Origin of the sequence: Microbacterium sufflavum, from assembly GCF_023091155.1 — a bacterium.
Lineage (GTDB): Bacteria > Actinomycetota > Actinomycetes > Actinomycetales > Microbacteriaceae > Microbacterium > Microbacterium sufflavum.
Map to the genome: position 1 here is coordinate 100,581 of NZ_JAHWXK010000001.1, position 12,902 is coordinate 113,482.

Consider the following 12,902-nt stretch of genomic DNA (forward strand, 5'->3'; position numbering starts at 1 on the left):
GCCTCTCAGTCGTGGGGGTGGATGTCGCGGGTGAGCCCCGCGGACGTGTAGTAGCCGGTGATGTGGGCGCGGACCAGCGCGCGGGCGGCCTCCGCATCGCCCGCGTCGATCGCGGCGACGAGGGCGTGGTGTTCGGCGCGCAGCCGTGTCGCCATCGTGTCCCAGTCGGGGATCGCGGCGGCTCCGGCGCGCACATACGACTCGATCGACGACCGCAGCCCCGCCATCATCGCGGCGATGACCGTGTTGCCACTGCCCTCGGCGAGCGACAGGTGCAGCTGGGCGTCCAGGGCGAGGAACTCGGACGGGGTCAAGCCCGCGGCGTCCATCGCGTGCAGCAGCTCGTGGGCCTTCGCGGTGTCGCCGCCGCCTCCGGACGCCAGGGCCGCGACGACCGCGTTCTCCAGCACCAGGCGGGTGCGCACCACATCGTCGAGCGGGAAGCCCTGCGCCGCGACCTGCAGCCGCAGCAGCGCGGACATGCCCCCGGTCGGCGTCGCGATCACGATCGCTCCCGCCTGCGGGCCCGATCCGGTCGCGGTGCGGATGAGGCCGAGCACCTCGAGCACGCGGAAGGCTTCGCGCACGCTGGAGCGTCCGACACCTAGGTCGCTCGCCAGGTCGCGCTCCGACGGCAGCCGGTCGCCGGGGCCGAGGCGTCCGTCGAGGAGGTCGCGCTCGATGTGCTCGAGCACGAGTCGCCATGCTCGCGCCGGCTGCTCCGCCATCCCGCCTCCTGTGGTCTGACCACAGCGTACCCCGTGTGGTCAGACCACGCAAAGCCGCCCGCCTCGCGAGGAGACGGGCGGCAGCGAGAGCGATCAGGTCACCCCAGGCGCCCGCCCGACTCCTCCAGGTAGCAGGTGCCGCACAGCGACTCGTAGGTGGTGAGCTCGGGCGACGCGGAGCCGTCCGCGCCCTCGTCGATCGCCACCTGATCTCCGTCGAACACGAAGCGGCCGCCGACGACGCGGCCGTTGAACACCGCCTTGCGCCCGCAGCGGCAGATGGTCTTGAGCTCCTCCAGCGAGTGCGCGATCGCCAGCAGCCGCGCGGAGCCGGGGAACGCGTGGGTGAGGAAGTCGTTGCGGATGCCGTAGGCCATCACGGGGATGCCGTCTTCCACCGCGACCCGGAACAGGTCGTCGATCTGGGAGGCCGTGAGGAACTGCGCCTCGTCTACCAGCAGGCACGCCACGTCGATCGGGGCCGTCGGCAGCAGCTCCTCCTCGGTCGAGCGCCGCATGCGCGTACGATGCTCCGCGAACAGCGCCCGCGCGTCGTCCTCCGGCCCGATCAGGAAGTCCACCTGCCGCGTGACGCCGAGGCGGCTCTCGATCTCCGCCGCGCCCTTGGTGTCGATCGCGGGCTTGGCGAGCAGCACGTGCTGGCCCCGCTCCTCATAGTTGTAGGCAGCCTGCAGCAGGGCGGTCGACTTGCCCGAGTTCATCGCGCCGTAGCGGAAGTAGAGCTTCGCCACGGTCCGGTCTCAGGCGTTGATGCCGAGGGCGGCGGCGGTCGCCGCCGTGGACTCCTCCGCGAGCGCCGGATCGGCGTTGAGCTTCTGGCCGAAGGTCGGGATCAGCTCGCGCAGCCGCGGCTCCCACGCGGGGAACTCGCCCGGGAAGCACTTCTTGAGCAGATCGAGCATGATCGGCACGGCCGTGGAAGCCCCCGGAGAGGCGCCGAGCAGCCCCGCGATCGAGCCGTCGCCGGCGGCGACCACCTCGGTGCCGAACTGCAGCACGCCGCCCTTCTTCGCATCCTTCTTCATGACCTGCGCGCGCTGACCGGCGTTGATGAGCGTCCAGTCCTCGTCCTTCGCGGTGGGCATGAACGTGCGCAGGCTGTCGACCTTTTTGCGGTGGTTCTTCATCAGCTCGCTGATCAGGTAGGTGATCAGATCGGGGTTCGCGAACGCCACCCGCAGCATCGGCCACAGGTTGTGCGCGCGCACCTGCGTCACGATGTCGAGCATGGAGCCGTTCTTGAGGAACTTCGGGCTGAAGGTCGCGAACGGGCCGAACATCAGCGACGCCTCGCCGTCGACCACGCGGGTGTCGAGGTGCGGCACCGACATCGGCGGCGCACCGACGGACGCCTGCGAGTACACCTTCGCCTTGTGCTGAGCGACGATCTTCGGGTTCGTGGTCTTGAGGAACTGCCCACCGATCGGGAAGACGCCGTAGCCCTTGATCTCCGGGATGCCCGACCGCTGGAGCAGCTTGAGCGCCCAGCCGCCCGCCCCGACGAACACGAACTTCGCCTTGATCTGGTTGGGCGTGCGCCCCACCGTGGTGCGGTAGTTGAGGAGCCAGGTGCCGTCCTTCTGGCGCTTGAGAGACTTCACCTCGTGGTTCGTGCGCACCGAGACGCCGGACTCGCGGAGGTGATCGAACAGCTGGTGCGTCAGGGCGCCGAAGTCGACGTCGGTGCCCGCGGGGACCCGGGTGGCGGCGAAGGGCTCGCCCTTGCGTCGCTTCTGCATCAGCAGCGGCGCCCAGGTGTTGATGACGCGGGAGTCCTCGCTGTACTCGATGCCCGCGAACAGCGGCTGCTCCTTGAGCACCTCGTAGCGGTTCCTGAGGTACGCCACGTCTTTCTCGCCGCGCACGAACGTCATGTGCGGGGTCGCGTTGATGAACGTCGACGGCGCGTCCAGCACACCCTTCTCGACGAGCGACGACCAGAACTGCCGGCTCTGCTGGAACTGCTCGTTGATCGACACGGCCTTCGCGGGGTCGAGCGGAGCATCGCCCTGCTGCGGCATGTAGTTGAGCTCGCAGAGCGCGGCGTGCCCGGTGCCCGCGTTGTTCCAGGGATTGGAGCTCTCCTGCGCCACGTCGGACAGCCGCTCGAAGGCGACGATCTTCCACTCCGGCTGCAGCTCGTGCAGCAGAGTACCCAGGGTGGCGCTCATGATGCCACCACCGATCAGCACGACATCGACGTTTTCAGTCACCCGACCAGTCTAGGGCGTGGCTCGGGGCCGATCGTCCGCCGGGCGACCCCGCTCGGGCACGCCGGAGCCCGCTCCCCCGTGCGGCGGGAGCGGGCTCGGCGTCGTCCGTTCTCAGTTGCGCGGAGCGGTGTACGTCAGGTCGAAGCTCATGGTGGCACTGCCCGGATTGTTCTCGTGCACCTCCGCCGACATGACGTTGACGCCCTGCCGGAGCAGCGACACCGGCACCGTGAAGGACGCGCGACTGGCCGCCGCCTTGCCGGGTGCCACCGAGGACGACGCGAACGTCGTCTGGCGGAGGGTCGCATCGGCCGGAAGATTCGACCGCCCGATCTCCACGCCGTTGAGGTAGACGGCCACCCCGTCATCCGCGATCACCGACACGGTTCCGTCGTGCAGACCCGTCAGGTCGTCGACCGTGAAGACGGTCCGGAAATGCGCGCTCTGCGGTTTGACCGCGAGGTCGTCCGGGTCGATGTCGGTCGCCGCACCGGCGACCCCACGCGCCAGCACCGCGGGGCCCGTGTGCCAGGCGGACGCGTCGAACTCCACCGTGTTCCAGTCCGCGGGGAGCGGATCGGCGGAGTACCGCCACGACCACGTCGCACCGTTGGCGATGAACGTGTCCGTCGACGGCTGCCCGGGCTGCACGGCTGCGTCCGGGGTGACGGCCTCGTCGGGCGCGACCGGAGCGGGAGCGGGGGCCGGAGCAGCGGCGTCGGCAGCCGCGGCGACACCCGCCGTGGTCGCGGAGCGGTTGCCCGCCGCATCCCGCGCCCGGACGTAGTACGTCGCAGCCTCCGACGACGCCGGCGCCGTGTAGCTCGCCGCCGTCGTCGACGCGATCACGCGGTTGCCGCGCAGCACCTCGTAGGTGACCGAGCTCGAATCCGAGATGCGGTTCCACGTCAACGTCGTCGCCCCGCCGGCCGGGGTGACCGTGAGGCGCGTCGGCACAGCGGGGGCGACGGAGTCCCTCGGAGCGAACCGCACGAAACCACCGGACCATTGCCGGGAACCACCCGCACGGACCGAGCGGGTGATGTCGCCACCCGCCCACAGCACACCCGTGCTGTCGAAGAACGAGGCCCAGGCGCCGTGCCCCTCTCGCGCCTGAAGATCGGGCGCGAACTCGTACACGTGTCGACCCGTCACCGCGTCCCAGACGCCGATCAACGACATATCGTCGATCTCCGAGGCAGTCCTCGGCGTCTCCGGGTTCGTGTAGGCGTCTTCATACACCCAATCACCGCAGTGACACCCGGCGGCGATGAGGGTCGAGTCCGCGTTCTGGGCGATCGTCTGGAAGTCGCCGCCCTTCAGCGTGACGTTTCCACTGATCAGGCGGAAGTCGGTGCGGTCGTAGGAGAACAGGGAGTGCTGGGATCCGCCGAGCCACAGTCGACCGCCCGTCTCGGTCACCGCGTTCTGATAGACCCACCCCGTGGGGTTCCCCGCGGCGTCGTACATCGGCCTGCTGAACGTCGGCGTCCAGTGCGGCGTGACACCGGCGGCACCCGCCGTGGTCTGCAGGGCCGCAGCGCTGGTGGTCGTGATCGCCCCCTGCATCGTGAAGTAGCCGGCGAAGTACGCACGATCGCCGGCCGCCGACGCGTCCACGGACATGCTCGTGCCGTTGAGGTTGGCATTCCAGGCCGTGTCCGGCCGTCCGGTCGTGAGGTCGATCCGGCCCCCGTCCCACGCGCTCGCGCTGACGGTCGACGAGGCCGCCCGAAGGTGGGTGAACGAACCGGCGACATACAGGTAGTCCCCCTGCACGTCGAAGTCCCGCACGTACGGCACCGCCCCCGCCGCCCGATGCTCGGCGACGACCTGCGGACCGGACAGCTGCCCGGTCGCCGGGTCGAGGAAGGCGATCGCGGCCTGCGGAACGCCGTTCACCGTCGAGAACTGGCCGCCGATGGCGACCCGCCCGTCGGGAAGACCGGCGATCGCCTTCACCTGCCCGTTCAGGACGGGCCGGAACGACGAGACCCACGCGCCCGTGCCGAGGGCGAACGCGGCGAGGTAGGGCTGCGCCACCTGACCGGCGCCCGCCTCCGACTGCTGCACCGTGGCGAAGTTCCCGCCGACGAACACGTTGCCGCCCGCCTCGCCGAAGGACGCCACCTCGGTGTTCGCCTCCCCGGACAGCCCGTTGGCGAGCCCGGCGACACCCCACGTGGTGGTCATGGCGTTGCTGTTGGGAATCGCGGACTGCGTGATGGCCGGAGCACCCTGGGACCCGATCGTGCCGTAGTCGAGGTCTCTGGTCATGAGCTTCGGCTGAAGGAACACCTGGGCGAAGGGGCGCGCCTTGCCCCTCGTGCCCGCCGGAGCCCACAGGTACGACGACGGGTCTTCGTTCCCCGACACCTGCGCCCCGAACGACCAGCCGTTGCGGAAGCGGTACGGCAGATCGCCCTCCTCGAAGCGGACGCGCTTGGCGCCGGTGTCGACGCCGAACACGGCCGACGTCCCGCCGCTGCCGGTGGTCTTCGACCGCTCCCCCGGGTTCTTGAAGGAGAACGACGTGAGGACGTGCCCGCCGCCCATCGTCCACACCCAGCGGTCGCGGTTGGCGAAGGAGAAGCGCACCTCCTGCCACGCCGAACCCGCCGTGTCGAGCGCGCGACGGACACGCACGCCCTCCTGCAGCGCGTCGACGCGACCGCCGTCGAGCAACCCGTCGATCGTCTTCGACGACAGCTGCGCGGGCGCGAACGCCGCAGTGCCCGCCGGGGTGTCGCGGACCTGCTCGGGTGTTCCCACACCGTTGTAGCCCTCCTTCCACCCCTCGCGGCCGCGGCCGATGAGCACCCATCCGCCTCCGCCGGTGGTCTGATCGCAATAGAACTGCTGTGGCGCCACGAGCCGCGGAGTCACCAGCCAGTACACGCCGTCCGGCGCGGTCGGATCGTTCTGCTTGACCTCCCAGCACGACGCCGCGGCCGTCTCCTGCGTCAGGCCATCGGGAGCCGCCGCCGCAGACGCCGGCGCACCCCCGACCACCAGCGAGCCCGCGATGGTCGCCGTCACCGCGGCCGCCGTCGCCAGGGCACGACGGAATCGTGCCCCCCGTGATCTCCGATCGAGACCCATTCGTCCTACCCCCAGAATCCACGCCCCTCCGCGCGCACGCGCCGCGGCGCCTGCGCCCCCGCGGAGGGACGACCAGGAGCCGCCCCGATCGGGACGGCCCGGCTAGGAGGTCTCCGTCGGGACCCGCGGATGCGCGGAGCGGCGACCTCGGCCGGCTAACACGTTACCTGCCGAGCGGTTCGATCCTTGAGCATGCCGATATGCGATGACGTCAGGTCCCGCTGTCCCCCGTGGGCGGGACGGTCCCGCGCCCCGGGTCAGCGTACGGGGGCGAGGCGCTCCGCGAGCACCTCGGCGATCTGCACCGCGTTCAGCGCGGCTCCCTTGCGGAGGTTGTCGTTGCTGAGGAACAGCACGAGCCCCTTGCCCTCCGGCGCGGACTGGTCGGCGCGGATGCGACCGACGAAACTCGGGTCCTTGCCGGCAGCCTGCAGGGGCGTCGGCACCTCATCGAGCACGACCCCGGGGGCCGCGCTCAGGACCTCGCGCGCGCGCTCGGGCGTGATGTCCCGCGCGAACTCGACGTTGATCGAGAGGGAGTGACCCGTGAACACCGGCACCCGCACGCACGTCCCCGCCACGCGCAGACCCGGGAGCTCGAGGATCTTGCGGCTCTCGTTGCGGAGCTTCTTCTCCTCGTCGGTCTCGTTGTCACCGTCGTCGACGAGGTTGCCCGCGAACGGGATGACGTCGAACGCGATCGGTGCCACGTACTTCTCAGGCTCCGGGAAGTCGACGGCAGAACCGTCGTGCACCAGCTCCAGGGTGTTGCCCTGAGCCAGCACGCCCTCGACCTGGCCCAGCAGCTCCTGGGCGCCGGCGAGACCGGAGCCGGAGACCGCCTGATACGTCGAGACGATGAGCCGTTCGAGCCCGGCCTCGGCGTCGAGCGCCTTGAGCACCGGCATGGCCGCCATCGTGGTGCAGTTCGGGTTGGCGATGATGCCCTTCGGACGGGCGTCGATCGCGTGCGGGTTGACCTCGCTCACCACGAGCGGGACCTCGGGGTCCATCCGCCACGCGCTCGAGTTGTCGACCACGACCGCGCCCGCCTCGGCGAACCGCGGCGCGTAGGCACGGCTCGCGGTCGCGCCGGCGGAGAACAGGGCGATGTCGATGCCCGCGGGGTCCGCCGTCTCCACGTCTTCCACGATCACGGTCGCGCCGCCGAACTCGATCGCGGTGCCCGCGGATCGCGACGACGAGAACAGGCGCAGCTCGCGGATCGGGAACGACCGCTCCGCGAGAATCTCGCGCATCACGGTACCCACCTGGCCGGTGGCGCCGACGATGGCGACGGAGAGTCCTGAATCGGAGATGCGGGTCATGAGGTTCCTTGGCTTCGTGCGGTACGGCGTACGAGGCTTCGGGCGCGGCGACGGGATGCGGAGGCCACGCCTGGCGCCGGTGTCAGGGTTTCGGCGAGTCTACCGTGCCGACAGCGGCCGACCGCCCGCGTGACGGCGCCGTGACGACGTCGGCAGGATCCGGACGGCCGATGGCAGGATCAGCGACCGGTGCCGGCGTGGACCGTCGCCTCGGCCTCGCCGTCCAGCCCGTAGGCGGTGTGCACGGTGCGGGCCGCCTCGGCCAGGTCGTCGGCGCGCAGGACCACCGAGATGCGGATCTCCGACGTGGAGATCATCTCGATGTTGATGCCGCCCTCCGACAGCGCCTCGAACAGCGTCGCCGACACACCCGAGTGCGTGCGCATGCCCGCACCGACGACCGAGAGCTTGCCGATCTGGTCGTCGTGCACCAGGTTCAGGAAGCCGACCTCGGCCTGCTCACCCGCGAGGGCCTTCAGGGCTGCGGTGGCATCCGCCTTCGGCACCGTGAACGAGATGTCGGTGCGTCCGGTGGACGCGGCCGACACGTTCTGCACGATCATGTCGACGTTCGCGCCCGACTTCGCGACGATCTTGAAGATGTCGGCGGCCTTGCCAGGAACGTCGGGCACGCCCGCGACCGTGATCTTGGCCTGGCTGAAGTCCGTGGCGACTCCGGCGACGATGGGCTCTTCCATGGCTGCTCCCTCGGCTTCGCGAGGGTTCTTCATGCCCTCGCCCAGAACGTACGTGCCCTCGGCCGACGAGAAGGTCGACCGGGCGTGGATCAGGACGCCATGACGGCGTGCGTACTCGACCGCGCGGATGTAGAGCACCTTCGCACCGTTCGCCGCGAGCTCGAGCATCTCCTCGCTCGACACGTGGTCGAGCTTCTGCGCCCTCGGGATCACCCGCGGGTCCGCGGTGAAGATGCCGTCGACGTCGCTGTAGATCTCGCAGACGTCGGCGTCGAGCGCTGCCGCCAGGGCCACGGCGGTGGTGTCGGAGCCGCCACGGCCGAGGGTGGTGATGTCGCGGGTGTCGCGGTTGAAGCCCTGGAACCCGGCGACGATCACGATCGCGCCCTCGTCGAGCGCCTCACGGAGCCGCACCGGCGTGACGTCGACGATGCGCGCGGCGCCGTGCTGCGAGTCGGTGATCATCCCGGCCTGGCTGCCCGTGAAGGACCGCGCCTCGAAGCCCATCGAGTGGATCGCCATCGCCAGCAGCGCCATCGAGATGCGCTCACCGCTGGACAGCAGCATGTCGAGCTCGCGCGGTGCCGGGATCGGCGCCACCTCATTGGCGAGGTCGAGCAGCTCGTCGGTCGTGTCGCCCATCGCGCTGACCGCGACCACCACGTCGTGGCCCGCACGACGGGTGTCGACGATGCGCTTGGCGACGCGCTTGATGCTCTCTGCGTTCGCGACGGACGAGCCGCCGTACTTCTGCACGATGAGGGCCACGTTCACTCCCGGGGATGACGGGCGGATCCGCCCACGCTCATTCTACGGATCGCGCACATGCCCGACCGCGCATGTGACGGACGCGGACCCTTCACCGGTTGCGCGACTCACCGCAGGGCGCGGGCGCTAGAGGGCGAGGGGCGGGGCCGGGGTGGAGGACGGCGGCGGCACGGGGCGCAGCCGGCCGCCGGTCGCGGCGAACCAGCAGCCGACGATGATCAGCGGGAAGCCGATCAGCAGACCCGGCGTGAGCGGCTCGGACAGGACGATCGCGCCCAGCACGATCGCGACCACCGGGTTGACGTACGTGAACAGCGGAGCGCGCACCGGCCCCACCTCCCGGATGAGGGCGAAGAACGCCAGGAACGCCAGCGCCGTGCAGATCACCGCCAGGGCGAGCAGCGCCCCGAGCGAGGGCAGCGTCGGCACCTCGTGCTGTGTGAGGAGACCGATCGGCAGATAGACGAGGCCGATCATCAGCAGGGACAGCGTGATGGTGCCCAGCGACGGCACGTCGGCCAGCTTTCGCGCCACGATGAAGGGCGCGATCGCGTAGAGCACGGCGACCAGCAGGACCTCACCCGCCGCCAGCAGACTCACGTCGCCGCCGAACAGACCGGGGCCGGCCACCACGATCGCGACGCCGACGAAACCCACGAGCAGACCGATGCCCCGGGCGGGGCGCAGCACGCCGCGGTCGCCGCCTCCGAGCGCGATCAACGCCGCGAACAGCGGAACCGTCGCGACCAGGAGCCCCGTCATCCCCGACGGCAGCGTCATCTCCGCGTGACCGAGGAGCACGAAGGGCCCGGCCATCTCGACAGCGCCGAACGCGAGCACCCAGGGCCAGTGCCGGAGCGCCGCGCGCAGGGCTCCGCTGCGCAGCGCGAACGGCAGCAGCAGCAGCGCCGCGATCAGCGTGCGGCCCGCGACGATCGCCGGCGGGGAGATCGACTCCACCGCGATGCTGATGAACAGATAGGGCACGCCCCACAGCAGGGCCATGACTCCGAAGAGCAGCCAGCCCCGGCGCGTGAAGCCGGAGTGCGGGGTCACAGCACGCGCCGCCCCTCGAAGGCACGACCGAGCGTGACCTCGTCGGCGTACTCGAGGTCGCCGCCCACGGGCAGCCCCGACGCCAGGCGCGACACCGTGATCTGCATCGTGGTGAGCAGCCGGCTCAGGTAGCTCGCGGTCGCCTCGCCCTCCAGGTTGGGGTTCGTGGCGATGATGACCTCCTGCACCGTGCCGTCGGCGAGGCGCGTCATCAACTGCGCGATGCGCAGATCGTCCGGTCCGATGCCCGCGATCGGGCTGATGGCGCCGCCGAGCACGTGGTACAGGCCACGGAACTCACGCGTGCGCTCGATCGCCGCCACGTCTTTCGCATCCTCGACCACGCAGATGAGCGCCTGATTGCGACGGGGATCACGGCAGATCGCGCACCGCTCCTGCTCCGCGACGTTGCCGCAGATCTCGCAGAAGCGCACGCGCACGCGGATCTCGGTCAGCAGCTCGGCCAGCCGTGCCACGTCGAACGTGGGCGTCTGCAGGATGTGGAACGCAATGCGCTGCGCGGACTTGGGCCCGATGCCGGGAAGCCGGCCGAACTCGTCGATCAGCTCTTGGACGATGCCGTCGTACATCAGGAGAACCTCGTGGGGGGCTCGTAGGGCTCTTCGCGAAGGAACGTCGCTCCGAGCACCTGGCGGATCACGGCCTCACCGTAGCGCTGCACGCCCCCGGCGGCGGGGGTGCGCTCGACCACGACGGGCGGGGTGGCGACCGACGGAGCGGCGGCCCTGGACGGCTGCGCGGTGGGGCGCGCCGCTGGTGGGGCGGACGGGGATCGCGGCTCATACGCCGGCTCGTACGACGGGTCGTAGGGCGGCTCGTCGTCGAAGGCGGGCGCCTCGTCGTCTCCGGGCAGCGGCGGCTCGTCGCGGTCCGCGGCACCGTCGGCCGGTGGGGCGGGCGCGGACGAGGCGGCCTCGACCTCTTCGGGCTCCTCGTCGACCGCGAGCGCCGGGGCGGCGGCGGCCACCGGCTCCGCGGTGGGGATCGCGGCCACGGCCCACTCGGTCACGGGCGCGGCGGAGTCGCTGCGGACCTGCGGGCGGGCTCGCGCCGCTGAGGCAGGCTCCGATGCGGGTGCGGCGTCGGCGGGGGCGCTGGGCCCGGAGGATGCGGGCTGGCGCGGCGCTCCCCCCTGCGGCATCGGCGCCGGCAGATACTTCACCCGGACGCCGACCTCCTGCTCGATCGCGGAGCGCAGGTGGTCGGACGGACCGGAGCCGGGCGTGGTGCCCTTGAACTTCGCCACGTCGTGCTGGCTCGTGAACCCGAGCGTGAGCACCTCGGAGTCGGTGTCGTACGCGAGCGGCTGCACCGCGGTGGCGAGCAGCCACGACGTGCGGCTGATGCCCTCGAGCCGGGTGAGCACCGACGGCCACGCCGCGCGGATGCGGTCGAACGTGACCGGGCCGGCGGGGGGCGGCGAAGACACGGACGGCGCCGACGCGGTGTCGTCGGCGGCGGCCGAGCCTCCGGCGTCGGAGCCCCCGGAGGTGGAGGTGGAGGTGGAGGTGGCGCGGTCGGGGCTCGCGGGATCGGACGACACCGCCTCATTCGCCGCGGAGGACGCGCGCTGAGCGGGAGCCGACGCGGCCGGTGCCACGGTCGAGGCGGGCGTCGGCACAGCGGGAGCCGCGGACGGCGCCGGGGCCGGTGAGGGTGCAGCGGGAGCCCCGGACGAGGCGGGCGTCGCCGACGTTCCCGGCGCGGCAGACGCCTGCGCCATGGCCGGCGCGGGTGGCACGGCAGACGGTGCTGCGGCCGCGGCCGACGCGGGAGCCGCAGCCGGCGCGGGGGCCGATCCCCCGACCGCGGACGACGCGGTGCCGGGAGCAGCGCCCGCGCCCGAGGCCTCCGCCAGCACTCTCGCGACCATGAGCTCGAGGTGGAGGCGGGGCGACGTGGCGCCGGACATGTCGTCGAGGGCCGCGCTCACGACGTCGGCCGTGCGCGAGAGCCGGAGCGCCCCGAACGCCTCGGCCTGGCGGCGCATGCGGTCGAGCTCGTCCTCCGCGATGCCGCGCAGCACCGCGGACGCCCCCGAGCCCACGGCGGCGATCACGATCAGGTCGCGCAGGCGTTCGAGCAGGTCGTCGACGAAGCGCCGCGGATCCTGCCCGGTCTGCACCACGCGGTCGATCGCGGGGAAGGCCGCGGCGGCATCGCCCGCGGCGAGCGCATCGACGATCTCGTCGAGCAGCGCCCCGTGCGTGTAGCCGAGCAGTGCCACGGCGCGCGCGTAGCCCACGGTGACCGTCTCCGACCCGGCCGGGGAGTCGGACCCGGCGATCAGCTGGTCGAGCAGCGACAGCGTGTCGCGGGGACTGCCGCCGCCCGCACGCACGACGAGCGGCAGCACGCCCTGCTCGACGACCACGCCCTCCTCGGCGCACAGCTTCTCGACGTACTCGAGCATCGCGGCGGGCGGCACGAGCCGGAACGGGTAGTGGTGCGTGCGCGAGCGGATGGTGCCGAGGACCTTCTCGGGCTCGGTGGTCGCGAAGATGAACTTCACGTGCTCCGGCGGCTCCTCCACCAGCTTCAGGAGCGCGTTGAACCCCTGCGGCGTGACCATGTGCGCCTCGTCGAGGATGAAGATCTTGTAGCGGTCACGACTCGGGGCGAAGGTCGCCCGCTCACGCAGGTCGCGCGCGTCGTCGACGCCGTTGTGGCTCGCCGCGTCGATCTCCACCACGTCGAGCGACCCGCCGCCCGCGCGGGACAGCTCCACGCAGCTCGGGCACGCGCCGCACGGGGTGTCGGTCGGGCCCTCGGCGCAGTTCAGGCAGCGCGCCAGGATGCGGGCCGACGTGGTCTTGCCGCAGCCGCGCGGACCGGAGAAGAGGTAGGCGTGACCCACGCGGTCTCCGCGCAGCGCCGTCATGAGCGGATCGGTCACCTGCGACTGCCCGATCATCTCGCCGAACGTCTCGGGGCGGTAGCGGCGGTAGAGGGCTGTGGTCACCACCC

9 protein-coding genes are annotated in these 12,902 nt (G+C 71.4%); all 9 read right to left on the reverse strand.

Annotated features, from left to right (window positions below; genetic code table 11):
• Window positions 1–5: 5 nt before the first annotated feature.
• Window positions 6–728: a FadR/GntR family transcriptional regulator gene (locus KZC56_RS00550; RefSeq protein ID WP_247637613.1), complete on the reverse strand. Its 723-nt coding sequence runs from the start codon at window positions 726–728 to the stop codon at window positions 6–8.
• A gap of 98 nt (window positions 729–826) precedes the next feature.
• Window positions 827–1,480 carry a thymidine kinase gene (locus KZC56_RS00555; RefSeq protein ID WP_136032149.1) on the reverse strand — a complete coding sequence of 218 codons (654 nt, stop codon included), beginning with the start codon at window positions 1,478–1,480 and terminating at the stop codon, window positions 827–829.
• 9 nt (window positions 1,481–1,489) lie between these two features.
• On the reverse strand, window positions 1,490–2,920 hold the full coding sequence (gene mqo / locus KZC56_RS00560) for a malate dehydrogenase (quinone) (protein WP_240745413.1): 1,431 nt from the start codon (window positions 2,918–2,920) through the stop codon (window positions 1,490–1,492).
• Between the two features lie 153 nt (window positions 2,921–3,073).
• Window positions 3,074–6,001 carry a fibrinogen-like YCDxxxxGGGW domain-containing protein gene (locus KZC56_RS00565; RefSeq protein ID WP_247637614.1) on the reverse strand — a complete coding sequence of 976 codons (2,928 nt, stop codon included), beginning with the start codon at window positions 5,999–6,001 and terminating at the stop codon, window positions 3,074–3,076.
• Window positions 6,002–6,321: 320 nt separating this feature from the next.
• Window positions 6,322–7,392 (reverse strand): aspartate-semialdehyde dehydrogenase, encoded by a 1,071-nt coding sequence (locus tag KZC56_RS00570; protein WP_136036897.1) that lies wholly within the window; start codon window positions 7,390–7,392, stop codon window positions 6,322–6,324.
• Between the two features lie 179 nt (window positions 7,393–7,571).
• The gene (locus tag KZC56_RS00575; RefSeq protein ID WP_136032141.1) at window positions 7,572–8,858 is read right to left on the reverse strand and encodes an aspartate kinase; all 1,287 of its coding nucleotides are present in this window, start codon (window positions 8,856–8,858) and stop codon (window positions 7,572–7,574) included.
• 126 nt (window positions 8,859–8,984) lie between these two features.
• Window positions 8,985–9,914, reverse strand: coding sequence for a DMT family transporter (locus tag KZC56_RS00580; protein WP_136032139.1), 930 nt, complete (start codon window positions 9,912–9,914; stop codon window positions 8,985–8,987).
• On the reverse strand, window positions 9,911–10,504 hold the full coding sequence (recR, locus tag KZC56_RS00585) for a recombination mediator RecR (RefSeq protein ID WP_136032137.1): 594 nt from the start codon (window positions 10,502–10,504) through the stop codon (window positions 9,911–9,913). The genes KZC56_RS00580 and recR overlap by 4 nt, the downstream gene beginning before the upstream one ends.
• Window positions 10,504–12,897 (reverse strand): DNA polymerase III subunit gamma and tau, encoded by a 2,394-nt coding sequence (locus KZC56_RS00590; RefSeq protein ID WP_247637615.1) that lies wholly within the window; start codon window positions 12,895–12,897, stop codon window positions 10,504–10,506. The genes recR and KZC56_RS00590 overlap by 1 nt, the downstream gene beginning before the upstream one ends.
• Between the last annotated feature and the right edge of the window lie 5 nt (window positions 12,898–12,902).